Below are 25,192 nucleotides of genomic sequence, written 5' to 3' on the forward strand. Positions count from 1 at the left end.
TTCAAGCTTGTTCCTCGCCGTCGAGCAACTGCTCCTCAAGGGCTTCGCGGTAGTCACCAGGCGCTTCCCAGAGCCCGCGCTGCTGGGCCTCCAGCAATCGCTCGGTGAGGTCTCGCAAAGCCTCGGGGTTATGCTCACGCATGAAGTCGCGGGTCGCCGGGTCGAGCACATAGGCATCGGCCAGCGACTGATAATGATGGTCATCGATCAGGTGTGTGGTGGCATCGAAAGCGAACAGGTTGTCGACCGTCGCCGCCAGTTCGAAGGCGCCCTTGTAGCCATGCCGCTTGGCCCCGTCGATCCATTTAGGGTTGAGGGCACGTGCGCGAATGACCCTGTTCAGTTCCTCTTTGAGGGTGCGGATACGCGGCCGGTCGACCTGGCTGTGGTCGCCGTGATAGCTGGCCACCACCGCACCGGACAAGGTTTCGGACGCCGCCAGCATGCCACCTTGGAACTGGTAATAGTCGTTGGAGTCGAGCAGGTCGTGCTCATGGTTGTCCTGGTTCTGCAGCACCGCCTGGACCTGGCCCAGCCGCCTGGCGAACTGAACACGCGCCGGAGTGCCTTCGTCACTGCCACCGTAAGCGTAGCCGCCATGGTTGAGGTAAACCTCGGCCAGATCAGCCCGGCTATGCCATAGGCGGCCATCGATTGCATTCTGCACCCCGGCCCCGTAGGCGCCGGGCTTGGCGCCGAACACCCGCCAACCGGCCTGGCGTGCAGCCTGTTCGGCCTCCAAACCTTCAGCCTGCAATGCCGCTCGCTCGGCGCGTACCCGCGCCGCCAGGGGGTTGAGGTCTTCCGGTTCGTCCAGCGCAGCTACCGCCTGCACCGCCGCATCGAACAGGCGGATCAGGTTGCCGAAAGCGTCGCGGAAGAAACCCGAGACACGCAAGGTCACATCCACCCGAGGACGATCGAGCAGGCTCAGCGGCAGGATCTCGAAATCGTCGACACGCTGGCTACCGGTAGCCCACACCGGGCGCACGCCCATCAGCGCCATGGCCTGGGCAATATCGTCACCGCCGGTGCGCATGGTTGCCGTACCCCACACCGAAAGGCCAAGCTGGCGCAGGTGGTCGCCGTGGTCCTGCAAATGGCGTTCGAGAATCAGGTTCGCGGAGGCGAAACCCAGGCGCCACGCAGTCGTGGTTGGCAGGTTGCGCACATCCACTGTATAGAAGTTGCGGCCCGTTGGCAGCACATCCAGGCGGCCGCGGCTGGGTGCTCCGCTGGGGCCGGCTGGTACGAAGCGCCCCGCCAAAGCTGCGAGAAGGCCATTGATCTCGGCCGCCCCGCAGGCGTCCAGATCTGGAGCTACCTGTTCCTGTAATGCCTGCACCACCTGACGTACCGGCTGCCATTGCATCTCGTCGGGCAATTGCAGAGTACCGCTCAAAGCTTGCTCGATCACCTGCAGTGCCAGCAACTCAAGGCGTTCCCGGCTGTCGCCAAAGGTACGCCACGGAGCGTCGCTGACGGCCTGCAGTCGCTCCGGACGCGGCCCCGCCCAGTTTTGCCCCAGGTCACAGTCCAAAGGGTCGAAGCCCAGCAACAAAGCCTTGGCGAGCGTGCGCAACAAGCTGGCGTTACCACCCCGACCATCACCGCGCTCGACCCGAAGCAAAGCAAGCAAGGTGTCGATGCGCAGGCGGGCTTGCGGAGACTGGCCAAATACGTGCAGGCCATCACGAATCTGTGACTCCTTGAGGTCGCACAGGTAGGTATCCAGGCGTGGCAGCCACACGGCGGCGTCGTCCAGTTGCCCTTCCAGCTGCAGCTCGCGGTCGATGTGGTTGGCCTTGACCAGCTCGAGGATGTCGCGCTGCAGTTCACGGGCGCGGCGCGGGTCGAGCATCTGCGCTTCGTAGAACTCGTCAGCCAGTTGTTCAAGATGGCGCAACGGGCCGTAGGTTTCGGCTCGGGTCAACGGTGGCATCAGGTGGTCGATGATCACTGCCTGCGTGCGGCGCTTGGCCTGAGCCCCCTCGCCCGGGTCGTTTACGATAAACGGGTAGATGTTCGGCAGCGGGCCGAGTAACGCATCCGGCCAGCACTGGTCAGACAGGCCGACGCCTTTGCCGGGCAGCCACTCCAGATTGCCATGTTTGCCCACATGGATGACCGCATCGGCGGCAAAGGCGTGGCGCAGCCAGAAATGGAATGCCAGGTAGCCATGCGGCGGAACCAAGTCCGGGTCGTGGTATACGGCACTCGGGTCGACCTGGTAACCGCGTGCCGGCTGGATGCCGACGAACGTCATGCCATAGCGCAGCCCGGCCACCATAAGGCGGCCGCTGCGGAACATCGGGTCCTGCTCGGGCGCCCCCCAGCGCTCCAGCACAGCTTGGCGGTTGGCTACGGGCAGGCGCTCGAAAGCGGCCTGATAATCCGCCAGGCTCAGGCTCTGGGCGCAGGGGCGCTGGTCGAGGTGATCGAGATCGTTGGTGACGCCGCCGAGCAACTGGTGAATCAGTTGGGTGCCGCTGTCCGGCAGTTCGCCCAGCGGGTAGCCTTCAGCCTGCAGCGCCTTGAGAATATTAAGCGCCGCCGCAGGGGTATCGAGCCCAACACCATTGCCGATGCGCCCGTCCCGGGTCGGGTAGTTGGCCAGCACCAGCGCAACGCGCTTTTGCCCATTGGGCAGGCGCGCCAGCTCCACCCAGCGTCTGGCCAGCTCGGCAACAAAATCCATACGCTCCGGATGGGCGCGATAGCACACCACGTCAGACTGGCTGCGCTCGCTGCGCCAGGCCATGTCCTTGAAGCTCACCGGCCGGGTAATGATGCGCCCGTCCAGCTCGGGCAAGGCAATGTGCATGGCCAGATCGCGAGCGCCCAGGCCCTGCTCGCTGGCTTGCCAACCGGGTTGGTTGTCCTGCGCACAGATAGCCTGCAGCACCGGTATGTCGCGGCGAAACGGCCGCAGGTTGGGACGCTCCGGGCTGGACATGGCAAAACCCGTGGTATTGATCAGGACCTCGGCGCCCACTTCGTCCAGCCAGTTTTCGACCTGTTCCAGGCAGGCGCTTTCCTTGAGGCTGGCAACGGCGATCGGCAGCGGATTGAGGCCTGCCGCCTGCAGGCGCTGGCAAAACACGTCGATGAACGCGGTATTGGCTGCCTGCAGGTGCGAACGGTAGAACAGTAGCGGCGCTACCGGGCGCTCAGGTCTCCACTGGCCGAACCAGTCCTGGAGCGTCGCATTGGGGATGCATGGGTGATACACCGACGTGCGTGGCAACGGTTGCGGTGCATCCCAGGCGTAATCGCGGCCCAGCCACTGACTGGCCAGGTACTTGAACAGGTTGACAGCGTTGGCCTTGCCGCCTTGACGCAGGTAATGCCAAAGGTGCTCGGCTGGCTCCCCAGTGACGGTGCCAAGCCCGGTCAGCTCCGGATCGGGGCGGTCGTCACCGGGCACCAGGATCAATTGCACGCCGCGTGAAGCCAGGTCGACCAGCTGTTCCACCCCATAGCGCCAGTAGCCGACGCCACCGTGCAAAGACACCAGGACAACCTTGGCGTGGCGCAACACCTCGTCGACATACAGGTCGACGGAGGCATGGTTTTGCACCTGCATGGGGTTGGCCAGGCGCAGGCTGGGGTAGTCGTCTGGCAGTTGCTCGGCGGTTTCGGCGAGCAATGCCAAGTGCGAGTCGCCGCTGCAGAGGATCACCAGCTCGGCGGGTGTCTGGCCGAGGTCGGCGATGCTGTCGTCCGGCACGAAGCCGCCGGGCTGGGTCCGCAGCAAGTGCACGGGTCAGGCGCCCAGAGCCTGGCGCAGACGCGCTTGCAGATGCGCGGCATCAAGGTCCTGGCCGATCAGCACAAGGCGGGTGATGCGTGGTTCGTCGGCACGCCAGGCGCGGTCGAAGTGCTTGTCGAAACGGGTGCCTACACCCTGCACCAGCAAGCGCATGGGCTTACCGGGAATGGCCGCGAAGCCCTTGGCACGGAGGATGCCGAACTCCACCACCAGTTGGGTCAGGGCATCGAGCAGCAGCGCTTCGTCGGCCTCTGGAAGGTCGATGGAGATGGAGTCGAAGGCATCATGATCGTGGTCGTCGTGGTCTTCACCGTCGTGATGCGAATCATGGTGAGTGCGGCGGCTATCGATGTGCGCCTCGGACTCTGCCCCAACGCCCAGCAGCACGTTCAGCGGCAGGCGGCCGCTGCTAGCCTCGACCACCTTGACCGCAGGCGGCAATTCTTCGGCCACTTCGGCGCGTACTTGCGCCAGGGCTTCGGCGCCGATCAGGTCGGCTTTGTTCAATACCACCAGATCGGCACTGGCCAGTTGATCGGCGAACAGTTCGTGCAGCGGCGACTCATGGTCCAGGTTGGGGTCAAGCTTGCGTTGGGCGTCGACCTGGTCTGGGTAGGCGGCGAATGTACCGGCGGCTACAGCTGGGCTGTCGACCACGGTAATAACCGCGTCGACGGTGCAGGCGTTACGGATTTCAGGCCACTGGAAGGCTTGCACAAGGGGCTTTGGCAGTGCGAGGCCGCTGGTTTCAATGAGGATATGGTCGAGGTCGCCACGGCGGGCCACCAGTTCACGCATGACCGGGAAGAATTCTTCTTGCACGGTGCAGCATAGGCAGCCGTTGGCCAGTTCGTAGACGCGGCCGCTGGCCTCTTCTTCGGTGCAGCCGATGCTGCACTGTTTGAGGATTTCACCGTCGATGCCGAGCTCGCCGAACTCATTGACGATGACTGCGATGCGTCTGCCTTGGGCGTTGTCGAGCATGTGCCGGAGCAAGGTGGTCTTGCCCGAGCCGAGGAAGCCGGTGACGATGGTGACGGGGAGCTTGGCCAGTGTTTTCATGTCGCGTTGCCCTTGGCAGGATGGCGCGGGCATGCGGGACGAAAGCCGCGGCCAGGCCGGCCGGGCTCGTTCGCCACCGGATCACCCCGCCCGGTTGATAGTCGAAAACGTTGCGAGGCAGGTCTCCTGGCTTGCACCGTTGCGGCCCTTTCAATCACGGGGCTGGCGGGATGACGCCTTCCCGCGCCTGGGCGCAGTGGCTATGTCGATCCGTTACCGGTGCTTACAGTTGCGGGGGCAGCCGCGGCTTGTACCGCGTTCCCGTCTTAGCTTCGGCCTGGCCGAAGAACCTCGAAGCGGCAAGGCTACGCGGGGGGTGGCAGGTGGTCAACTGTTGGCGTGCACCACCCACACCCCTCTCCAATTAACCCTGCTGTTGCTCTTGCTCTTGCTCTTGCTCTTGCTGTTGCTGTTGCTCTTGCTCTTGCTCTTGCTGTTGCTGTTGCTGTTGCTCTTGCTGTTGCTGTTGCTCTTGCTTTTCTAGCGCGCAAGTACAGGCAACACAGATTGCGACTTCAGGAGGCCGAGCGCAGGTCTTGCGGAGGGAGGTGACGGGCATGGATGCCCGTCAAGCGCTTCGGCCCATGGATGGGCCGTGAGCGCGGTCCTCCCGGGAGCAAGGCCGGAGCGAGGGAACCCCGGAGCGTAGCGTAGGGGCCGGATGATAGGAGCCAGCCTTTTTTGGTTACTTTTTGGGGCGTTTGCCAAAAAGTGACCCGCCGTAAGGGCGGAAAGGTGAGTGAGCGCCGCCACCGCAAATGGATATGCCCGCATGAATCAAAGCCCTCGCATGAGCTTTTGGCTTTTGGCTAGCGTGAATATCCGTTTGCCGTAGAGACGCTCACTCACCTTTCCGCCCTTACGGCGGGTCCCTTTTTGTCTTGGCAAAAAGGAACCAAAAACCGCCCGCTCCCATCATCCGGCCCCTACGCTTCGCTTCGGGGTTCCCTCGCTCCGGCCTTGCTCCCGGGAGGACCGCGCTCACGGCCCATCCATGGGCCGAAGCGCTTGACGGGCATCCATGCCCGTCACCTCCCTCCGCAAGACCTGCGCTCGGCCTCCTGAAGTCGCAATCTGCGGTGTCTGAACTATCGCGCTCTGAAAAGCAAAAGCAAAAGCAAAAGCAAAACAACGGCAACGGCAACGGCAACCAAACAATGACCTGCGATAAGGCCTGCGATTGACGCAAACCCTGCCCCGTGCTCTCCTTGCACCTTGCGTTCAGGTGCCCCCTCTGGGGGTGAAACGGGAAACCGGTGCGTCGCAGGCCCTCGATCAGGGCCGGACAATGCCGGTGCTGCCCCCGCAACGGTAAGCGAGCGAAGCGTCTAGACCACTGTGCCACGTCGTACGGCATGGGAAGGTGACGCTTTACCAGGAGCCCTGCTCCTCCTCGCAAGCCCGGAGACCGGCCTGGCGTTCATGAACACCCCGCGGTGGGCGGGCGCTGTCGCATTTCCCTGGGCCACTCAAGCCCGGGGTCGCCGCGCTTGCCTGTTGCTCAATCAGCACAATGCCCTAAAAGCAGAGGAACGCGTCATGCCCGTCACCAGCGCCAAACACGGTATCGCCCCCCCCGTCACCCTCAGCCAGCGCGTGGTCATCGCCACCGCTGCCAGTCTGCTGGGCCTGTGCCTGATCTACTTTGCCGGCTTCTCACACATCGAAGCCGTGCACAACGCTGCCCACGACACCCGCCACAGCGCCGCATTCCCTTGCCACTGAGACCGCCCCATGATCAAGCGCATTGCCCGCACCGCCGGGTTCAGCGGTCTGCTCGCAGCCTTGTTGTTGACCCTGCTGCAAAGCTTCTGGGTCGCACCGCTGATTCTTGAGGCGGAAACCTATGAATCGGCAGCCCCGAGCGCCGAGCATCACAGCCACGATACCCAGGCAACCGTTGGGCATGAACATGCTGCGGCGCACGAACACAGTGCAGATGCGTGGTCGCCGGAGGACGGTTGGCAGCGCATCCTCTCAACCACCGGTGGCAACCTGGTCGTAGCCGTCGGTTTCGCTCTGATCCTTGCCGCGCTGTACAGCCTGCGTGAGCCCAATCGCGTCACCACCGGCGCATTATGGGGCTTGGCAGGGTTCGCCGTGTTCTGCCTGGCACCCACCTTGGGCCTGCCGCCAGAGCTGCCAGGCACCGCGGCCGCAGACCTCGGCCAGCGCCAAAACTGGTGGATTGGCACCGCCGCCGCCACCGCGTTGGGGCTTGCATTGCTGGTGTTCGCTCGTCATTGGCTGCTCAAGGCCCTCGGGGCCGTACTACTGGTAGTGCCGCATCTGATCGGTGCTCCGCAACCCGAAGTTCATCAAAGCCTGGCCCCAGAAGCACTGGAAACCCAATTCAAGATCGCTTCGTGGGTAACCAACGCTGCCTTCTGGCTGGCTCTGGGCCTGCTCAGCGCCTGGCTGTACCGCCGCTCCAGCCAGGCTTGATGGCAAGCCAATCCCCACTGCCGGCGCTGTACGCCGGCTTTGGTTGCCGCCGGGGTTGCCCGGTGGAGGTCCTCGACGAGCTGCTGCACCAGGCACTCTATAGCCACGGGCTGACGCTAGCGGCGTTGCGAGGCATCGCCAGCATCACGTCGAAAGCCGACGAACCGGGCCTGCAACAGCTCGCCGAACGTCACAACCTGCCACTGCTGGTGTTCGATGCCTCACAACTGCAGGCATACGAGCCGCAACTGAGCCACCGCTCTGCGGTAGCATTCGCCCACAGCGGTTGCTGGGGCGTCGCGGAGAGCGCAGCCCTGGCCCTGGCCCATCATGAACGCGGCAACGCCGCGCTTGTGGTAACGCGGCAAACGCTAGGCGCCGCTACCCTCGCCCTCGCCTGCGGCGGATAATTGCTACATCCATTCACCTGCAAGGATTTTCCATGACGGTCTACTTCATCGGCGCCGGCCCTGGCGACCCGGAATTGATCACAGTCAAAGGGCAGCGACTGATCCGTCAGTGCCCAGTGATCATCTACGCCGGCTCCCTGGTGCCCGCGGCAGTGCTCGAAGGGCACCAGGCCCAGATCCTGATAAACAGCGCCGAACTGCACCTGGAACAAATCATGGAGGCCATGCACGCGGCCCATGAAAAAGGCCAGGATGTCGCCCGTGTTCACAGTGGCGATCCAAGCTTGTACGGCGCCATCGGCGAGCAGATCCGCCATCTGCGTGAGCTGGGCATCGACTACCAGATCATTCCGGGTGTAACCGCTACCGCCGCCAGTGCAGCGTTACTGGGCTGCGAGCTGACGCTGCCTGAGGTGGCGCAGACGGTCATTCTAACCCGCTACGGGGACAGTTCGCCCATGCCGGCAGGCGAGCAACTTCGCGACCTGGCACGTCATGGCTGCACCTTGGCGATCCACCTCGGCGTGAAACACCTGGCTCGAATCGTCGATGAACTTCTCCCCCACTATGGCGCAGACTGCCCGGTGGCCGTGGTTCACCGGGCCACTTGGCCCGATCAGGACTGGGCACGGGGCACGCTCGACGACATCGTCGGGAAGGCAGCCGCCAAGGGTTTTCGTCGCACTGCACTGATCCTCGTCGGGCACGTGCTGGGCGATGCTCCGTTCGCTGAATCAGCCCTTTACCGCGCCGGGCATGCGCACCTTTATCGCCCGGGCAGTTGAACATTGCCAAGCTGATACAGGCCATAGCAGACTCCAGGCTTCATCCCGCGGACCGGAGTCGCGCCCATGCTGGAACTACGCCCCAATTGCGAATGCTGCAATACTGATCTGCCGGGCGATAGCCCTGACGCGCTGATCTGCTCATTCGAATGCACGTTCTGCAAAAGCTGTGCAGAAACCCGCTTCCATGGCCGCTGCCCCAACTGCTCAGGTCAATTGGTCACACGCCCCACCCGGGTAGGCACGGCCTTGGGCAACAACCCGCCTGCCACTGGGCGCGTGCTCAAGCCTCACGCCCCCTGCGCTTAAGAGACTGCAGCCCCAAGCATCGCCGAAAATGACCCGGCGATGCTTGTTCTCAGGCGATTTTGTAGGACTTTTCAACAATATCACCCGCCTTACTCAACAGATCTATACTCGCCATTACCAAGGAACCGGAATGGACGTATGGTGCTGCGCTGCAGAAAGACCTTGCAGACGTATTCCTGATTTAGCCTTAGGAAACGGACCACATTCCGACAGGAGTTAGCCTCATGACAACCGTGCTGATCGTTGACGATCACTCTACCGTTCGATTCGCGCTGCGCATGCTGCTTGAGCGCGAGCGCTTCAAAATTGTGGGTGAAGTCGACAACGGTAGCGAAGTGGCGCAGGTAGCACGCAACCTGCAACCCGATGTGGTAGTACTGGACATCGGGCTTCCTGGCCTGGACGGCATGGAAGTCATCAAGCGCCTGCAGCAGCTTGAACATGCCCCCAAGATCATGGTCTTGACCGGACAGGCCTCGGAATTGTACGTACGCCGCTGCCTGGATGCAGGTATAGGCGCATTTGTCACCAAAGATGAAGATCTCGATGCCGTCGTCTTTGCGATGAAAGCCTTGGTCAAGGGCTACTCGACCTTCCCGCAGATGTCGGTGAACAGCAACACTCTGGACAGCGAGCAAGGGCGCCTGGGCAGCCTGTCGAATCGGGAGATGGAAGTGCTTCGGCGTCTGGCCCGTGGCGAGAACAACAAGAACATAGGCCATCGCATGAACCTCAGCGCCAAGACCATCAGCACCTACCGTGGCCGCATCATGGACAAGCTCAAGACAGAATCATTGGTAGAAATGGTTGATCTGGCCAAACGCAATAAGGTCAATTAGGCGCGTGATCGGCATGAAGTGCGTTCTGGTTGCACTGTTGCTGGCCATTGGCATGGCTGGCTCGGCGCTCGCCGCACCGGCAGATGTCGAAACGCGGCGGTTGTTGGCACGTGCTGTCAGCACCGCTTCGCCACTGCAACTCGATAGTCAGGACCGCCAATGGTTGCAGCAGCGCAAAGTTCTGTTGCTGGGCAGCTCGCGCCCCGATTATCCACCGTTCGAGATCAACATCAGCCCGACCGACTATGAGGGCCTGAGCGCAGACTATGCCGGGCTTATCGCCGAACTTCTGGGGATACCGGTCGAGATCAGGCGCTTTCCCAGCCGCCATGCGGCGATCGCAGCCTTGCGCGACGGACAAATCGATTTGCTTGGCAGCTCCAACGGTTTCGAAGCGGCCGATGCCCAGCTGAGCCTGAGCCAGCCCTATGCTGACGATCTGCCAGTTATCGTTACCCGCGAAGGGCGCACCCTGAAAAACGACACAGACCTCACAGACTTGCGCTTGGGCATGGTCGATCACTACCTGCCAAGCGAAACAGTCCGTTCGCTCTACCCCAAAGCACAGCTGAGCCTTTATCGCTCAACGCTGGCAGGGTTGGCGGCGGTGGAAACGGGAGAGGTGGACGCATACCTGGGCGACGCCATAAGCACCGATTTTCTTATTGGCAAAAGTTACCAGGGTACGGTGAAGATCGACCATTTCTGCCGTGGGCCAGCAGGCACCTTTTCCTTCGCCCTCGCCAATGACAACCCGCGCCTGCGTCGCCTGATCGACATGGCCCTGGCAAGGATCACAGAAAGCGAGCGTTTGAACATCCTGCGCCGTTGGACCAGTGGCAACACCAGCCTGTTGCTCGAACGCCATCTGTCAGCACTTACCGCTGAAGAACAAGCGTGGATAGACCAGAATCCCACTGTGAGTGTACCGGTCGACGCCGCACTTGCGCCGCTGACCTTCAACGATGCCCAGCAGCAGCCCAGCGGGATTACCATCGACCTGCTCAAGCAGATCACCCTACGCACCGGGCTGACATTCAAACTCATTGAGCGCAACGCCGTGCAGACCATGATCGAGCAAGTGGCACGTGGCGAGGCGCAAATGATCGGGGCTCTGGGTTATGGTGCGCAGCGCCAGACGCAACTGCGCTACACCCGCCCCTACCTCGTCAGCCCGAGGGTTCTGGTCACACGCAGCCAGGCGCCCTGGCCGCCACAGTCCAGAGGACTGGAAGGCCAACGTATCGCCCTGCTGCGTGGTTCACCCCTGCGAGCAGAAGTGCAACGCCAGCACCCCAAGGCGGTATTGGTGGAAGTGAACAACCCGCTAGGCTTGATGGAAGCAGTCGCCAACGGCAATGCTGACGTCGCCTACAGCAGCCATATCAACGCGAAGTACTACATTACTCATGTTTTCAAAGACCAGCTACGCATAGCCACTGTGCTGGGTGATGACCCGGCTACTGCGGCATTCGCCGTCGCCCCTGACCAGCCCCAGTTGCAGGCCATTCTCGACAAAGCCCTGTTGAGCATTCCTCCTGAAGAACTCGACCAACTGATCAATCGCTGGCGTATCAGCACGATGGTCAGCGACAGCCCATGGCGCAACTACCGTACACTGGCATTGCAGGTGCTGGTGCTCTCTGCGCTGCTGCTGGCCGGCGTGGTGTTCTGGAACAGCTACCTGCGCAAGCTGATAAATCAGCGTACCGACGCGCAGCGCGCATTACAGGCACAATTGGCCCTAAGCCGCGGCCTGCTGGAACAGTTGCGCCAGGCCAAGGACGATGCCGAACGGGCTAGCCATACCAAAAGCACCTTCCTCGCGACCATGAGCCACGAGATCCGCACCCCAATGAATGCGGTGATTGGCTTGCTCGAGCTGGCGCTGGAAGATAGCCGCAAGGGCCGCTGCGATACTCAAGCCCTGCAGACCGCGCATGATTCGGCCGTTGACCTGTTGGGGCTAATTGGCGACATCCTCGATATTTCCCGCATCGAATCCGGTCACATGACCCTGCAGCCAGAGGCCACCGACTTGGTCGAACTGGTCCGCAGCGCCCTGAGGGTTTTCGACGGCAATGCGCGAGTCAAGGGTCTGCGCCTGCACTGCTTGCTACCGGAAGGGCCCGTTTGGGTGTTGGCAGATGCCCTGAGGATCAAGCAAATCCTCTCCAACCTGTTGAGCAATGCGATCAAATTCACAGATCGGGGAGAGGTTCACGTTAGCCTGTCAGTCGAGCCGGTAACCGCCGGCAGCAGCGTGCAAGTCCAGTTGTGCGTGCACGACACAGGTATCGGCATTGGCTCGGCAGACCAGGCTCGTCTGTTCAGCGCCTTTGCCCAGGCTGACGGCCCGCGGGCGCGGCAGGGCGCTGGGCTGGGTCTGGTGATCAGCCGCACCCTTGCCAATCTGATGGGCGGCGCCCTTAACCTGCAAAGCGTCGAAGGCGTAGGCACCAAGGTATCGGTCGAGCTGCAACTGCCGACGTGCCATGCACCGACGCCTGTCGAGCACGCCGCACCTAGCCAGGGCGGTGAAAGCGGCCCTCTGAACATTCTGGTGGTGGATGATTACCCGGCTAACCTGCTGCTGCTGGAGAAACAGCTGAATACCTTGGGCCATCGGGTGACGTTGGCCGAAAATGGCCAAGCGGCGCTGGCCCTCTGGCAGGCTGAACGCTTCGACCTGGTAATCACCGACTGCAGCATGCCGATAATGGACGGCCACCAATTGGCACGCAGCATTCGCATGCAGGAGCATGAAATGGCTTTGCCTGCCTGCACGATCCTCGGGATCACCGCCAACGCCCAGACTCAAGAACATGAACGTTGCCTTGCCAGCGGCATGGACGACTGCCTGTTCAAACCGGTCGGCCTCAGTGCCCTCAAAGCCCATTTGCCGCAGGGTCAAGCCACGTCGATTACACCGCAACCGAAGACCAGCGGTCTTAACTTGAACGAGTTGCACCACCTGACCCAGAACGATGATCAGCTTGTCCGCCGCCTGCTTCAACAGCTTTCGCAAAGCGCAAGCGAAGACCTGGCGGCGCTGCGCGGCCTGGGCAGTCAACCTGACAGCGATGCGGTGCGCGCCGTCGTACACCGAATCAAAGGTGGCGCCAAGATGCTCAAGGTGCGCGGCGTGGTCAAGGATTGCGAAGCCATCGAACAGGCCCAGGCGCGAGGTGTGCCAACCGACGTCCTGCGCCTGCAACTGGAAACCAGCCTGCAGACCCTGCAGCGCGAACTGTCCGACGCGCTCAGTGCAATTGCAACGTCGAATTGATCTGGCTGATTGCGTCGACCACATGGCGTGACCCCTGCTGGATCTCCATGATCACGGTCCCGGCCTCGTTAGCCAGGGCAACACCTCGTCCCGTGCGTGTCAGGCTCGATTGCATGCTGGCCACTGCCGTGAGCGAAAGATCATGGTTCTGCCGTACCACATCGACGATCTCCAAGGTCGCCTTGCTGGTCCGTGCGGCCAGGCTGCGCACTTCGTCAGCGACCACGGCGAAACCACGACCATGCTCACCGGCACGTGCCGCCTCGATCGCGGCATTTAAAGCCAGCAAGTTGGTCTGATCGGCGATGCCGCGAATGGTCAGGACAATCTGCCCGATCACGTCCGATTGTTTGCTGACGGCATCAATGCTACGCGCCGCATCATTGAGTTCCTCGGAAATCTGCTCGATGACTTGCACGGTTTGCTGTACCACCTCGGTACCCTTGCGTGCGCATGCATCAGTCTGTACCGAACTGGCATGGGCCGCTTCAGCGGCGCTTTGCTGCGTGCTGACCTGTGCGGTGATGTCGCTGGCGAATTTGACCACCTTGTACAACCGCCCTTTGCTGTCGAAGATCGGGTTGTATGAGGCCTCCAGATAGACTGTCTGGCCCAGCTTGTTGACGCGTTCGAAACGATGGGAATGATACTCACCACGGTTCAGCGAAGCCCAGAACTCGCGGTATGCGGAGGACTCCCGTTCATGCGCCAGGCAGAACAGGCCATGGTGGCGCCCCACCACCTCTTCCAGGCGGTAGCCCATTGTCGTCAGGAAGTTTTCGTTGGCCTTCATCACCCGCCCCTGCGGCGTGAACTCCACCACCGCCATGGAACGACCGATGGCCTTGAGCAGGCTTTCGCTCTCGTGTTCATCCTTGATCCGCTGACTGATATCGGAAGCCACCTTGATCACACTGATGACCTGCTGACGCTCATCGAGCACCGGCATGTAGCTGGCCTCTAGCCAGACTTCACGGCCGGCCTTGTCGATACGCTCGAACGTGCCGCTGATAGGCTTGCCCTCGCCCAACTCGCGCCACAGCTGCTGGTACTCGGCGCTTTTGCTGTAGGCAGGGTCGCAAAACAATCGATGGTGCTTGCCCCGCAACTCATCGACGCTGTAGCCCATTGCCAGGCAAAACTGCGCGTTGGCATCGATAATGGTGCCATCAGGGCCAAACTCGATCATCGCCATCGAGCGGCTGATCGCCGCGAGCTTTGCCTGGGTTTCTGCCAAAGCCTGGCGAGCGCGCTGAATCTCGAGCAAATCTGACTTGCGGTGGAAATCGAACATGGCGCCAGGGTCCTTTATGCGCAGGTTTTTCTGAGCATAGATCGGCGCCGAAAGCGTGCAAGCAAACTGCTATCACTTAGTGATTAGTGTATTCGTTCAGCCCACTATTGCCCCGTGCCTGCCCGCTCAGGAACTTTCCCGCACCATCAGTTCAAACCCCAGATCCTGCTGCTCGGTAGCCACTCGCTTGCCATCGAGCAATGCCAGCAGTGCCTGTGCCGCGCCCCGACCAACGGCGGCCCGCGGTGTGCGAATGGAGGTCAGACGCGGGACCATGTGCGCCGAAGCCGGCAGGTCATTGAACCCAACCATGGCCACTCTGCCCGGAACCTCGATACCCTGGCGCAAGGCCTGCAGCACAGCACCTTGGGCGAGGTCATCGTTGCAGAAAAAAATGCCATCCACATCCGGTGCCTGCGCCAGCAACTGGCTGAACAGTTCGCTGCCCAGTGCAATGGACGAAGGCTGCGGCGACAGCACCTCCAGTTCGGTTGCGTGCATGCCGGCTTCAGCCAGCGCCTGGCGGAACCCTTCGGCACGCTGCATCACCCGTGGGTCAAGTTGCGCGGCGATGAACGCCAGGCGCCGCCGGCCTCGCTCCAGCAGGTGCCGGGCAGCAGCCCGACCAGCCTGCTGCTGGGAAAAACCTACCGACAACATGCCAGGCGCGCCGCCCAGTTCCATCATGTGCACGCAGGGCACACCGCTGGCAACCAGCATCTGCCGAGAAGCCTCGCTACGCTCGAAACCGGTTAGCAGGATGCCGCACGGCTGGTACGCCAGGTAATTGCGGATCAGATTTTCTTCTTCGTCGATATCGTAGTGATAGTTGCCGATCAGTACCTCGAGCCCGCGGGGGCGCATCACCTCGTGAATGGCCTCCAGAGTGTCGATGAACAGCTGATTGGACAACGACGGAATCAGCACAACCACCGACTGGCTACGCGCAGAAGCCAACGCCCGGGCAGCGGGGTTGGCGATATAGCCAAGGCTCGCTGCTGCGGCCACCACTTTTTCCACCAGCGCCGGAGCCACGGTGCTGACACCGCGCAAGGCGCGGGAGGCGGTAATGGGGGAAACCCCGGAAAGCCTGGCCACTTCTGCCAGAGTGGGTCGACCGGTAGTGCGGGAGCCTGATCGCGACATGAGTGTTGTAATTTTACTACTTGCCAAGGAAGGGGAACGGCCACTAAGGTAGCGCTGTCTCAGGACGCAGGCAACGTAATCTTTGGTGGTGGCCACTACACGCCTTCTGCCAAGCGTCCATACTGCGTAACGATAAGATCAACAACACCGGGGAGTTAGTGTTTCGTCAGCAACGAGACAGCGCTATCTCACCCCGCAGGAGGTACTGATGAATTCTTCCCTGTCCGCCATCGTGGTGATGGGCGTGGCCGGTTGCGGCAAAAGCTGCGTCGGCGCTGCCATTGCCGCCAAAAGCGGTGGCCGCCTGATCGAAGGCGACGCGTTCCACCCTGCCGAAAACATCCGCAAGATGAGCGCGGGCACACCACTGAACGACGACGACCGCGCCGGCTGGCTGGTGCGCCTGGGCCAAGAGTTGCAAGCCACGGTCCAGGCGGGCGAACGTCCGATCCTCACCTGCTCCGCACTCAAGCGCCGTTACCGCGATACCTTGCGCCAGGCCATGCCGGAACTGGTATTCGTGTTTCTTGAACTCACCCCTGCCGAAGCCGAGAAGCGCGTACTCGCTCGCCCTGGCCATTTCATGCCGGCGAGCCTGATCGATAGCCAGTTCGCCGCCCTTGAGCCCCCCCATGGCGAGCCTCTGACCCTGCCCCTTGATGCCACGCAGCCAATAGATGCGCTGGCCGAAACGGTAGATGCCTGGCTAAAGCCCTGCGGTGAGCGGAACCTGGCGCGGACCGCTTGAAATTGGCGGTTTTTCCGGCTCACCAAAGACAGCGCTGTCCCGACGCCTGAAAGCGTTGATAGTTCAATTTCAAGCAACGCCAAAAACAACGATAAGACCGAGGCATTAAAACCATGTTCGGACTGGCTACAGATACCTTCCTGCTGCTCGACGCCCTGGTAACCATCGTCGGGCTGATCCTGCTGATCACCCATTTCAAAGTCCACCCCTTCGTCGCCCTGACCATCGCCGCCGGTTTTCTCGGCCTGACTTCCGGTATGCCGGTTGCCAAGGTCATGAAGTCCTTCCAGGATGGCTTCGGCGGCGTACTAGGCTTTGTCGGCATCGTCCTCGCCCTGGGTACGATGCTCGGCAAGCTGATGGCCGACTCCGGTGGCGCCGACCAGATTGCGCAAACCCTCATTCGCGCCTTCGGCAAGAAGAACGTGCATTGGGCCATGATGTTTGCCGCGTTCCTGGTCGGCATCCCGCTGTTCTTCGAGATCGGCTTCGTACTGCTGATTCCGCTGGTGTTCATCGTCGCCAGACGCTCGGGTGTATCGCTGATCAAGATCGGTATTCCGCTGCTGGCGGGGCTTTCGGTGGTGCACGGCCTGGTGCCGCCACATCCCGGCCCACTGCTGGCGATCGGCATTTTCAACGCCGACATCGGCAAGACCATCTTCTACGGCTTGCTGGTAGCACTACCCACTGCAATCATCGCCGGCCCGCTGTACGGTAACTTCATTTCCCGCTACATCCCGGGCAATCCGTCACAGGAGCTGATGGACCAGATCGCCAAGGAGTCCGATCAGGGTAACCTGCCGAGCTTTACCGTCACTCTGGTCACCGTGCTGCTGCCGGTTGTGCTGATGTTGCTCAAGACATTCGCTGACGTCGTGCTGCCGGCCGAGCACATCGTTCGCCAGTGGATGGACCTGATCGGCCACCCGATTACCGCCCTGCTCGCTGCCCTGCTGCTGGCCTTCTACACCTTCGGCTCGGCGCGCGGCTTCAACCGTCAGCAGATCATGAAGATGCTCGACCAGAGCCTGGCGCCGACAGCTGCCATCGTGCTGATCGTCGGTGCAGGCGGCGGTTTCAAGCAGATGCTGGTCGATACCGGGGTCGGCAACGTGATCGGCCAGATGGCAGTACAGGCAGAAATTTCACCGATCATGCTGGCCTGGCTGGTGGCTGCGGTCATCCGCATCGCCACGGGGTCGGCGACGGTCGCCACCATCACCGGCGCAGGCATCGTTGCGCCGGTGATAGACCTGGTGCCCGGCGTCAACCGTGAACTGCTGGTGCTGGCCACCGGCGCCGGTTCGCTCATTCTGTCCCATGTCAACGACGCCGGCTTCTGGCTGGTCAAACAGTACTTCAACATGACCGTGGCCGAGACCTTCAAGACCTGGAGCATGATGGAGACCATCCTGTCGGTGGTCGGCATCATCTTCATCATGATGCTATCAACGGTGGTGTGACCGCTTATCGGGGTGATGGCACCTTGGCGTTTTGGGTAGGGCCCAACAGAAGTACGTGCCCTACCTTCGCAAAGGAGCCTGCCCATGATGCGCACAAGCCTGTTACTCGCTGCCCTGCTCGCCTCCCCCTTGGCCTTGGCGGTCGGCACCGGGCCGACCCATCCGGATGATCCGCACAACCCGGCGCCACAGCCGGGCGTGGACAGCACCCTCAACCCGATCGAGGAGCCAATGCCACGGGATACCGACCCGCGAATACAGGGCAGCGGCCCTGAAAGCCCGCCCGCCCGGCAGAATGACAATCGTGATTTGCCCGGGATGGAGGGCAGTGGGTCGGAAGGCACGGGTGGCCAAGGCGGCAACGGATCGGACGGCGGTCAGCGCTGAGCGGTACAGCCCTCTTCGCGGGCTTGCCCCGTGAAGAGGGCTGAATTGGCAACGCAGGAACGCCGCTTCGAACCGCTCACCACTGGCGCTTTTCAGGCCGTGTAAGCCCCAGCTTTTCTATCTTGTAACGCAGCATATCCCGCGACAGCCCCAGCATCCGCGCCGACTTGGTCACGTTCCAATCTGTACGGTCCAGCGTCCTGCACACCAAATCCCGTTCCATGTCCGGCAAGCTGGTTCCGGGTTCAGGCTCATGCCGCGGCATTTCGTATACCGTGGCCGTAGGCTGCGCGAGGGGTTCGTCGACCAAGGCCAGGCACAGATTCAGCTGGTGCGCCTGCACCACTTCATTCGGTGCCAGCAGCACCGTCTGCTCCAGCATGTTGCGCAACTCGCGCACGTTGCCCGGCCAGCTGTAACCGAGCATCAAGTTCTCCGCCTCAGTGCTGAAGCGCAGGTTCGGTTTGCCGTAACGACGCCCGTGATGGGCCAGGAAATGCCGCGCCAACAGCAGGATGTCCTGCCCTCGCGCGTGCAACCGCGGTACCTTCAGGGCGATGATGCGCAGCCGGAAGAACAGGTCCCGGCGAAACTTGCCCTGTTGCACCATCTGTTCCAGGTTGCAGTTGGTGGCGCTGATCACCCGCAGGTCAACCTTGCGCTCCTTGACCGCACCTATGCGGCGGATACTGCGATCCTCCAGCAGTTTCAGCAGCTTGGCCTGTAGCACCAGGTCCATTTCGCCGATCTCATCGAGGAACAGTGTGCCGCCGTCCGCGGCCTCCACCAGCCCCACGCGACGTTCCTTGGCGTCGGTGAAGGCACCCTTCTCATGGCCAAACAGCTCAGCCTCCAGCAGATTGGCCGGGATCGAGGCACAGTTGAACTCGATGAACGGGCCCTTGCTGCGCGAGCCATCGAAATGCAGGGCACGCGCAACCAGTTCCTTGCCGGTACCCGTCTCGCCTTCGACCAGCACCGGCGGCAGGTCGTCATTGGCCATGCGGCGTTCAGCATCGAGCACCTGGCGCAGCGTGTGCTTGAGGGTGAGCATCACCGGCGAGTCACCAATCAGCGCCTGCAGCCCGGACTTCTGCGCCTCACGCTCCTGGTAGAACGACAGCGTGCGCTCCATCCGTTCGGTGGCCAAAGCCTTTTCCAGTGTCAGTTTGAGCTCGGCCAGCACCACAGGCTTGGTCAGGTAATGGAAAGCCCCCTCTTTCATCGCTTGTACGGCATCCTCAACGTTACCGTAGCCGGTCATCATGATTACCTTGAGCTCCGGCATCTGCGCCACCAGCGTGCGCAGCAGGTCATGCCCATTCATGCCAGGCAGCGAGTTGTCGGTGAGTACCGCGTCGGGCTGGAACCGCTTGATCTGCTCCAGCGCAAGCTCCGCACTGTTACACACCGTCACCTCGAAGCCCTTCAGGTTCAAATAGGTGCGAATGTTGTTGCCAAGGATTTCATCATCCTCGACTACCAGGATGCTGTGCTCCATGTTCCCCTCCCGCTGCGATATTGAAAGTGAGGCTGACGCGGGTTCCTTCCTCTTCACGGCTGCTCAGGCTGACCGAGCCGCCAAAACGTTCCATGATGCGCTGAACCAGCGCCAGGCCTACACCGAGGCCGCCCTGCTTGGTGGTGAAAAACGGTTTGAAGACCATGCGTTGCTGCTGCCTGGTCATGCCCTTGCCTGTGTCACTTAGCAGCAAAGCAGCGCGCTGACCCTCCTGTATGCAGACCATGGCACGCAACTCGCCACCCATTGGCATGGCTTCGATGGCATTGGAAAACAGACTGTTGAGGATCTGCGTCAATTGCAAAGGCTGGCTGGCTACCCACTGCGTCTGGGGCCCGTCGAAGGAAAAGCGGATGCCGTTACGCTCGATCTGCTGGGCGAACGCCAGGCGGGTATCCTTGATGGCGGCTACCAGGTCAACGGCCTCGGGCATATCACTGGTCGGGCGTAGTGACACCAGCAGTTCGCGCACCCAACGCGACATGCGGTCCACCTGGCTGATGATGTCGACGATGTTCTGCTGGGCCTGCGGATTGGCGATTTCCTGTGCCAGCTCTGCGCTGGAGCGGATATTGGCCAATGGGTTGCGCAGGCTGTGGGCCACCGCCGAGGACATCTCGCCAAGGGCAACATAGGTTTCACTCGCCACCAGCCGATCCTGTTGCTGGTGCAGCATCGACGCTGCGCGACGCACGATCCAGAACAGGCCAAAGTAGATCAACGCCCCGCCCACCAGGGTCGAGGCCCAGATCAGCACATAACCGCGCTGAATCCGTCGAATGAGGTCCTGTGGCTCTTTGTAGATCTCGACCATAGACAGCACCTGCTCACCTTGGCTGTCGAACAGGGGGATGTAGTTTTCGATGAACAGGTAATTGGGCTCACGCTCGAACTTCTGCTCCTCGCGGTGCTCTTCGACTTTGTGGTAGCTGGCAGACACCGCCTTGCGCGAGCGGAAGGCGTGGTCCAGGTCGCCATCGGCCTCGATGCGCTTGCCGACCAGCTCGGGGTTGGTTGACCAGACGATGGTGCGGTCACGGGCATAGACATTGGCCAGCAGCGTATCGGGAAGATGCTCGACATGATCGAGGAACTCGACCCGCGTCGCCATGGCCAGCTGCGGGCTCACCTGCAGATGCAACTGGTCCAGGCGCGGATCGAGCAGTTCTCCCATGGTGGTGCCAGGTGGCAACTGCGAATGACGCACCTCGGCTTGGGCCATGGCCTGGATGAACTGGGCGGTGAGCATGGCATCGCGCTCCACGCTGTCACGTACCACGAAGCGGGTCGATACATAGCCCAGACCACCTGCCACCGACGTGATGATCAGCAAGCTGATCACGGAAAACCAGCGCAGCAGATTGAATTCGCGAAGGGGCGTAGCCAGACCACTGCCGGGCTGGGCGACGAGCTTGTCGGGAACATCGGTTTCCAGCGTCTGCATCGCGAGGTTCCCGCGCAAGGATTCCGTTCAGAAGGCTGTCACTAATTGCCGTGCGTAGCTAACTGATAGCACTTCGCCACGCCGGCCGCAGCCGCCATTTATCGCCTATCTCTTCTTGCAAAAAGTCAGCCACGGATGTCTTGTGAAACTAGCTTGAGGATAATCAACCGGTTAGCAACATAACCTAATCTTTAATCTAGAATAGATCCCCAGTTTCGGGGAATTTGCACCCAATAATAGGATTTACTTTAAAAACAATAGCTTAGCGTCTGTTTCTAGATTTCTATGAAGGTTGTGCAAGCCGAAAATTGAGTGAAACCTGAGTGCCGAGGCCTTCGCGGCTACTCAACCGAACCGATCCACCGAAACGCTCCATGATCCGTCTGACCAATACCAGCCCGACCCCTAGCCCGCCTTGTTTGGTTGTGAAGAAGGGTTTGAACGCCATGCGCTGTTGCTGTTCATTCATGCCTTTTCCGGTGTCGGCCAGGCGCAGGGTCACGCTGCGCCTATCCTTCTTCACCACCTCGACACGCAGCCGCCCACCCTGCTCCATAGACTCCAGAGCGTTGGCGATCAGGCTGTTGAAAATCTGCCCGAGCAATTCTGGCTGTCCCAGCACCTGCAGTGCCGGAAGCGGCTTCAGGTCCAGGGTCACGCCACTGCGTGCCAGCGGTATGGCAAAGGTCTGCAAGCTGTCCTGCAGGACTTGGGGCAGATCCACCGGTATCGCCTTGTCATCCAGTGGTCGCAGCGACTGCAGCAACTGGCGGATCCACTGCGACATGCGGTCGACCTGGCTGATGATCTCGTTGATATTGCGCTGCGCCGGCCCTTCGTCGTAAACCTGAGCCAGCTCGGCGCTGGAGCGGATACTGGCCAGCGGATTACGCAGGCTGTGGGCCACGGCCGAGGACACCTCACCAAGGGCCACGTAGGTTTCATTGCTGATCAGCCGCTTCTGCTGTACCGCCATTAACCGGGCGGCGCGGCGCATGATGCCATACAGGCCGATGTAGACCACCGCGGCGCCCACCGTGGTGGCCAGCCAGATGAGGACAAGGCCATGTTCGATGCGCACGATCAGGTCATGGGGTTCCTTGTATATCTCCACCATCGCCACGACGTGCTTGCCATCTGCGTCGAACAGCGGAATGTAGTTCTCGATGAACAACTGCTCAGGTGGGGTCACGAACTTCTGCTCGGAGCGGGCTTCTTCGAAGCCGTGGTAACTGGCCGATACCCGCATCTTGTGCTCGAACGCCCGATCCAGGTCGTCATCGCCCTGAATCAGCTTGCCCGTCAGCGCCGGATTGCTCGACCAGATCACCGTGCGGTCCGGGGCGTAGATGTTGGCCAGCAGCATGTCTGGCAAGTGTGCGATGTGGTCGAGGAATTCGCCGCGGGCCTTGCGCCGCGCCACGGGGTCAACGCCTGGCAAAGGATCCAGGTCCGTACGCGGGTCCAATAGTTCTCCCATGGTGCGCACATTGGGGATCGCCACATGTCGTACTTCAGCGTCGGCGATCGAGGTAATGAACTGCGCGGTAAGCAGCGCGTCACGCTCGACGCTTTCGTCGATGATGAAACGGCTGGATATCAACCCCAGACCGGCGGCCACCGAGAGGATGATGGCCAAGCTGACCCAGGCGTACCAACGCAGGAGGTTGAACGGCTTGCGCGGTGTGCCAGCGTCAGGGCTGGCGGGTGACTCGAGTGGGTCGGAACGGGAGGCGATGTCCATGGCGGCTACCACTGCTGAGCACCTTTGAAAGGTTATAGCCCAGAGTTGGGGAACCCATGACATTGATTTTCGCAAGGCCGATGCAAGGCTGCCTGCCGTCAGGTGCTCATCACAACGGCGTGTCCGCTGCCAGCCCCTGTAACTTGCGGTATTCGCGCAGCACATTGGGCACATACCGCCGGGTTTCGGCGAAGGGTGGCACCGCGCCGCGGCGCCGTACGGCCTCCGGGCCGGCATTGTAGGCGGCCACGGCCAGGGTGATGTCGTTGTCGAACAGGTTCAGCATGCGCTTTAGGTAGCGAGCTCCACCCTGCACGTTATCCTCCGGATCAAGCACATCTTCAACACCCATTTCCTTCGCCGTACCCGGCATCAGCTGCATGAGCCCAAGCGCCCCGGCAGCCGAGCGAGCCTTTGGGTTGTACCCCGATTCTGCCTTGATCAGCGCATGCAGCAATGCCTGCGGAACGTTGTGCATGCGCGCCGCCGCTGCCACCAAGTCGGCGTAGGGGCGCCCGGTGATCAATTGCGCATTGGCCGGGCCGGCCTGTGCAACGGGTTCGCGAATTACCCGTTCATAGTTGCGCCCGGGCCGGTGGACGTTGGTCAGCACGTAACCGCCCTTGCCATCGATGGCAATGTACACATCAGCCTGGGCGGTAGCCCCTGCCAGCCAGATCAGTCCCAGGATAATTCCACGCATGTCGGTCGCCTCCCCGCCGTGCCCCCCGATATGGGGGAAATACCCCGGAAAACCCGGGCTTTTCTGCTACGACGCAAGCAATGTGCCGCTTGCCATGGCCCATGGCGCAAGGCCCCGAGGCAGACGTGCACGGCTGTTGCATGGCGGATGAAAACCTGAAAAGGCATGTCCCCATGCAGGAGGGCTTCACCATGCAGCGCAAACCCAATCGCCAACGTGGCTTCACCCTGCTCGAACTTCTGGTGGTCCTGGTGGTGCTCGGCTTATTGGCCGGTATCGTCGCGCCCAAGTACTTCAGCCAGCTGGGCCGCTCCGAGGCCAAGGTGGCACGGGCGCAGATCGAAGGGCTGGGCAAGGCCTTGGACCTCTATCGCCTGGAAGTCGGCCACTATCCCAACAGTGAGCAGGGCTTGCAGGCGCTGGTTGCCGCCCCGAGCGGCGAGGCCCGCTGGTCAGGCCCTTACCTGCAGAAAGCAATTCCACAGGACCCGTGGGGCCGTGCCTACATCTACCGCCAACCAGGCGAAAACGGCGGCGAGTACGACTTGCTGTCCATGGGCAAGGACGGCCAACCCGGGGGCGACGGTGAAAACGCCGAAATTACCAGTTGGCAATGAGGAACAAGACCATGCGCTACAGCCTCAAGGCCCTGGGTAGAGAGGGCGTGGTTCAATTGCACATCGATGCCGAGGATGCCGAGCAGGCTCGGCGCAAGGTGGAAGACCAAGGCCTGCGTGTCGTCAGCGTACGCAGTCAAGGCCGAGCTCTGTTCTGTGTGCCCTGGCGACGCCAGGTCGCCTTTGACCTGTTGCTCTTCAGTCAGGAACTGACCACGCTGCTGCATGCCGGCCTACCCTTGATCGATGCCCTGGAAAGCCTTGCGGAAAAAGCCCCTACCGCGGCAACCCGTAAAGTGCTGGCAGCGCTGGTTGGCCAGTTGTACGAAGGCCGCTCGCTGTCCCAGGCCCTGGCCCAGCAGCCGCGGATATTCCCGCCGTTGTACGTGGCGTTGGTACAGTCCAGCGAGCGCACCGGGGCGCTGGGAGACGCCCTGCACCGCTATATCGGATACCGGCAGCGCTTGGACCTGGTCCGGCAAAAACTGGTGGGGGCTTCGGTCTACCCGCTGCTACTGCTACTGGTAGGCGGTGGCGTCGTGCTGTTCCTGCTCGGCTACGTGGTACCACGCTTCAGTCTGGTCTTCGAGGGTATGGGCAGCGAACTGCCCTGGCTCTCGCGCATGCTGATGCAGATCGGCCTGTTCTTGCATGCTCAGCAACTGCCCTTGGCCCTGGCCACAGCAAGTGGCATCGGTGCCTTGGTGCTGCTGCGGCGCAACCCCGTTCTGCGGCGCTGGGTGTCACGCCAGATTCGGCGAATGCCAGCCTTGCATCAGCGCCTGATGATGTATGAACTTGCGCGCTTCTACCGCTCGCTGGGCATTCTGCTGCAAGGCGGCATACCTATCCTGACGGCCATGGGCATGGCCCGCGGGCTGCTGGGAAGCGCTGCAGCGCAAGGCCTGGAGCAGGCTTGCCGCGGGATGGGTGAAGGGCTGCCATTGTCGCAAGCGCTGGAAGCCGGACAGTTGGTCACGCCTGTGTCGCTACGCCTGCTGCGGGCGGGCGAGCAATCGGGGAATCTGGGCGAGATGCTTGAACGGTGCGCAGATTTTCATGACCAGGAGATAGGGCGCTGGGTGGAGTGGTTCGTGAAGCTGTTTGAACCGCTGCTGATGACCTTCATCGGGTTGCTTATCGGGGTGATCGTTATTCTGATGTACATGCCGATCTTCGAGCTGGCGTCGAGTATCCACTAGCCGTCACC

Annotated in this window: 20 protein-coding genes, 1 pseudogene and 2 riboswitches; of the genes and pseudogenes, 12 read left to right on the top strand and 9 right to left on the bottom strand. The window is 61.7% G+C overall.

Annotated elements, in window-relative coordinates; translation table 11 throughout:
* Window position 1: 1 nt before the first annotated feature.
* A complete protein-coding gene (gene cobN, locus JET17_RS14075) occupies window positions 2-3,763 on the bottom strand; it encodes a cobaltochelatase subunit CobN (RefSeq protein ID WP_012314623.1) in 3,762 nt (1,253 codons plus the stop codon).
* 3 nt (window positions 3,764-3,766) lie between these two features.
* Window positions 3,767-4,834 carry a cobalamin biosynthesis protein CobW gene (gene cobW, locus JET17_RS14080; protein ID WP_012314624.1) on the bottom strand — a complete coding sequence of 356 codons (1,068 nt, stop codon included), beginning with the start codon at window positions 4,832-4,834 and terminating at the stop codon, window positions 3,767-3,769.
* 98 nt (window positions 4,835-4,932) lie between these two features.
* A riboswitch (cobalamin riboswitch) is annotated at window positions 4,933-5,143 on the bottom strand.
* A gap of 897 nt (window positions 5,144-6,040) precedes the next feature.
* Window positions 6,041-6,266, top strand: a riboswitch (cobalamin riboswitch).
* A gap of 107 nt (window positions 6,267-6,373) precedes the next feature.
* Here cobW and JET17_RS14085 point away from each other — a divergent pair.
* The 7 genes from JET17_RS14085 (at window position 6,374) to JET17_RS14115 (ending at window position 12,911) form a co-directional block, all read left to right on the top strand.
* Window positions 6,374-6,559: a CbtB domain-containing protein gene (locus tag JET17_RS14085; protein ID WP_012314626.1), complete on the top strand. Its 186-nt coding sequence runs from the start codon at window positions 6,374-6,376 to the stop codon at window positions 6,557-6,559.
* 9 nt (window positions 6,560-6,568) lie between these two features.
* Window positions 6,569-7,279, top strand: a complete 711-nt coding sequence (locus JET17_RS14090; RefSeq protein WP_012314627.1) for a CbtA family protein — start codon at window positions 6,569-6,571, stop codon at window positions 7,277-7,279.
* 17 nt (window positions 7,280-7,296) lie between these two features.
* Window positions 7,297-7,689, top strand: a complete 393-nt coding sequence (locus tag JET17_RS14095; RefSeq protein WP_042112003.1) for a cobalamin biosynthesis protein — start codon at window positions 7,297-7,299, stop codon at window positions 7,687-7,689.
* Between the two features lie 32 nt (window positions 7,690-7,721).
* Window positions 7,722-8,474 carry a precorrin-4 C(11)-methyltransferase gene (gene cobM / locus JET17_RS14100; protein WP_012314629.1) on the top strand — a complete coding sequence of 251 codons (753 nt, stop codon included), beginning with the start codon at window positions 7,722-7,724 and terminating at the stop codon, window positions 8,472-8,474.
* Window positions 8,475-8,540: 66 nt separating this feature from the next.
* Entirely contained in the window at window positions 8,541-8,783 is a 243-nt protein-coding gene (locus JET17_RS14105) for a DUF1272 domain-containing protein (RefSeq protein ID WP_012314630.1), read from the top strand.
* Window positions 8,784-9,007: 224 nt separating this feature from the next.
* The gene (locus tag JET17_RS14110) at window positions 9,008-9,622 is read left to right on the top strand and encodes a response regulator transcription factor (protein ID WP_012314631.1); all 615 of its coding nucleotides are present in this window, start codon (window positions 9,008-9,010) and stop codon (window positions 9,620-9,622) included.
* 13 nt (window positions 9,623-9,635) lie between these two features.
* On the top strand, window positions 9,636-12,911 hold the full coding sequence (locus JET17_RS14115) for a transporter substrate-binding domain-containing protein (RefSeq protein WP_012314632.1): 3,276 nt from the start codon (window positions 9,636-9,638) through the stop codon (window positions 12,909-12,911).
* Here JET17_RS14115 and JET17_RS27815 read toward each other — a convergent pair.
* The 3 genes and pseudogenes from JET17_RS27815 to JET17_RS14125 form a co-directional block, all read right to left on the bottom strand.
* Window positions 12,886-13,344, bottom strand: a complete 459-nt coding sequence (locus tag JET17_RS27815) for a methyl-accepting chemotaxis protein (protein WP_420094553.1) — start codon at window positions 13,342-13,344, stop codon at window positions 12,886-12,888. The genes JET17_RS14115 and JET17_RS27815 overlap by 26 nt on opposite strands.
* Window positions 13,345-13,422: 78 nt before the next feature.
* Window positions 13,423-14,205, bottom strand: a pseudogene (locus JET17_RS27820) (PAS domain-containing protein); the annotation flags it as partial.
* A 126-nt stretch (window positions 14,206-14,331) separates the two neighbouring features.
* Window positions 14,332-15,351, bottom strand: coding sequence for a LacI family DNA-binding transcriptional regulator (locus tag JET17_RS14125; protein WP_012314634.1), 1,020 nt, complete (start codon window positions 15,349-15,351; stop codon window positions 14,332-14,334).
* A 208-nt stretch (window positions 15,352-15,559) separates the two neighbouring features.
* On the opposite strand from JET17_RS14125, the gene JET17_RS14130 reads away from it, so the two are divergent.
* From JET17_RS14130 to JET17_RS14140, 3 genes are all read left to right on the top strand, one after another.
* Window positions 15,560-16,099 carry a gluconokinase gene (locus tag JET17_RS14130; protein WP_012314635.1) on the top strand — a complete coding sequence of 180 codons (540 nt, stop codon included), beginning with the start codon at window positions 15,560-15,562 and terminating at the stop codon, window positions 16,097-16,099.
* A gap of 113 nt (window positions 16,100-16,212) precedes the next feature.
* Window positions 16,213-17,565 (top strand): GntP family permease, encoded by a 1,353-nt coding sequence (locus JET17_RS14135; protein WP_012314636.1) that lies wholly within the window; start codon window positions 16,213-16,215, stop codon window positions 17,563-17,565.
* 84 nt (window positions 17,566-17,649) lie between these two features.
* Window positions 17,650-17,952, top strand: a complete 303-nt coding sequence (locus tag JET17_RS14140; RefSeq protein WP_012314637.1) for a hypothetical protein — start codon at window positions 17,650-17,652, stop codon at window positions 17,950-17,952.
* 76 nt (window positions 17,953-18,028) lie between these two features.
* Here the strand turns inward: JET17_RS14140 and JET17_RS14145 are convergent, their stop codons facing one another.
* The 4 genes from JET17_RS14145 to JET17_RS14160 all read right to left on the bottom strand — a co-directional run bounded on the left by JET17_RS14145 (window position 18,029) and on the right by JET17_RS14160 (window position 23,365).
* A complete protein-coding gene (locus JET17_RS14145) occupies window positions 18,029-19,453 on the bottom strand; it encodes a sigma-54-dependent transcriptional regulator (RefSeq protein ID WP_012314638.1) in 1,425 nt (474 codons plus the stop codon).
* Complete coding sequence (locus JET17_RS14150; protein ID WP_012314639.1) at window positions 19,422-20,918, bottom strand: sensor histidine kinase; 1,497 nt, start codon at window positions 20,916-20,918, stop codon at window positions 19,422-19,424. The genes JET17_RS14145 and JET17_RS14150 overlap by 32 nt, the downstream gene beginning before the upstream one ends.
* A 283-nt stretch (window positions 20,919-21,201) precedes the next feature.
* Entirely contained in the window at window positions 21,202-22,662 is a 1,461-nt protein-coding gene (locus JET17_RS14155) for an ATP-binding protein (RefSeq protein WP_012314640.1), read from the bottom strand.
* Window positions 22,663-22,771: 109 nt separating this feature from the next.
* On the bottom strand, window positions 22,772-23,365 hold the full coding sequence (locus JET17_RS14160) for a lytic transglycosylase domain-containing protein (RefSeq protein ID WP_012314641.1): 594 nt from the start codon (window positions 23,363-23,365) through the stop codon (window positions 22,772-22,774).
* 191 nt (window positions 23,366-23,556) lie between these two features.
* Between JET17_RS14160 and gspG the strand changes: the two genes are divergently transcribed.
* Both gspG and JET17_RS14170 read left to right on the top strand, forming a co-directional pair.
* Window positions 23,557-23,982: a type II secretion system major pseudopilin GspG gene (gene gspG, locus JET17_RS14165; RefSeq protein ID WP_012314642.1), complete on the top strand. Its 426-nt coding sequence runs from the start codon at window positions 23,557-23,559 to the stop codon at window positions 23,980-23,982.
* 11 nt (window positions 23,983-23,993) lie between these two features.
* Window positions 23,994-25,184 carry a type II secretion system F family protein gene (locus JET17_RS14170; protein ID WP_012314643.1) on the top strand — a complete coding sequence of 397 codons (1,191 nt, stop codon included), beginning with the start codon at window positions 23,994-23,996 and terminating at the stop codon, window positions 25,182-25,184.
* Window positions 25,185-25,192: the final 8 nt, after the last annotated feature.

Origin of the sequence: Pseudomonas putida (assembly GCF_016406145.1) — a bacterium.
GTDB lineage: Bacteria > Pseudomonadota > Gammaproteobacteria > Pseudomonadales > Pseudomonadaceae > Aquipseudomonas > Aquipseudomonas putida_E.

Excerpts from the sequence above, each read along its gene's own strand:
- JET17_RS14105 (WP_012314630.1), top strand. The coding sequence starts at position 8,541 with ATGCTGGAACTACGCCCCAATTGCGAATGCTGCAATACTGATCTGCCG.
- JET17_RS14135 (WP_012314636.1), top strand. The coding sequence starts at position 16,213 with ATGTTCGGACTGGCTACAGATACCTTCCTGCTGCTCGACGCCCTGGTA.
- gspG (WP_012314642.1), top strand. The coding sequence starts at position 23,557 with ATGCAGCGCAAACCCAATCGCCAACGTGGCTTCACCCTGCTCGAACTT.
- JET17_RS14110 (WP_012314631.1), top strand. The coding sequence starts at position 9,008 with ATGACAACCGTGCTGATCGTTGACGATCACTCTACCGTTCGATTCGCG.
- cobM (WP_012314629.1), top strand. The coding sequence starts at position 7,722 with ATGACGGTCTACTTCATCGGCGCCGGCCCTGGCGACCCGGAATTGATC.
- JET17_RS14155 (WP_012314640.1), bottom strand. The coding sequence starts at position 22,662 with ATGGACATCGCCTCCCGTTCCGACCCACTCGAGTCACCCGCCAGCCCT.
- JET17_RS14115 (WP_012314632.1), top strand. The coding sequence starts at position 9,636 with ATGAAGTGCGTTCTGGTTGCACTGTTGCTGGCCATTGGCATGGCTGGC.
- JET17_RS14145 (WP_012314638.1), bottom strand. The coding sequence starts at position 19,453 with ATGGAGCACAGCATCCTGGTAGTCGAGGATGATGAAATCCTTGGCAAC.
- JET17_RS14160 (WP_012314641.1), bottom strand. The coding sequence starts at position 23,365 with ATGCGTGGAATTATCCTGGGACTGATCTGGCTGGCAGGGGCTACCGCC.
- JET17_RS14085 (WP_012314626.1), top strand. The coding sequence starts at position 6,374 with ATGCCCGTCACCAGCGCCAAACACGGTATCGCCCCCCCCGTCACCCTC.
- JET17_RS14150 (WP_012314639.1), bottom strand. The coding sequence starts at position 20,918 with ATGCAGACGCTGGAAACCGATGTTCCCGACAAGCTCGTCGCCCAGCCC.
- JET17_RS14170 (WP_012314643.1), top strand. The coding sequence starts at position 23,994 with ATGCGCTACAGCCTCAAGGCCCTGGGTAGAGAGGGCGTGGTTCAATTG.
- cobW (WP_012314624.1), bottom strand. The coding sequence starts at position 4,834 with ATGAAAACACTGGCCAAGCTCCCCGTCACCATCGTCACCGGCTTCCTC.
- JET17_RS14130 (WP_012314635.1), top strand. The coding sequence starts at position 15,560 with ATGAATTCTTCCCTGTCCGCCATCGTGGTGATGGGCGTGGCCGGTTGC.
- JET17_RS14090 (WP_012314627.1), top strand. The coding sequence starts at position 6,569 with ATGATCAAGCGCATTGCCCGCACCGCCGGGTTCAGCGGTCTGCTCGCA.
- JET17_RS14125 (WP_012314634.1), bottom strand. The coding sequence starts at position 15,351 with ATGTCGCGATCAGGCTCCCGCACTACCGGTCGACCCACTCTGGCAGAA.
- JET17_RS14140 (WP_012314637.1), top strand. The coding sequence starts at position 17,650 with ATGATGCGCACAAGCCTGTTACTCGCTGCCCTGCTCGCCTCCCCCTTG.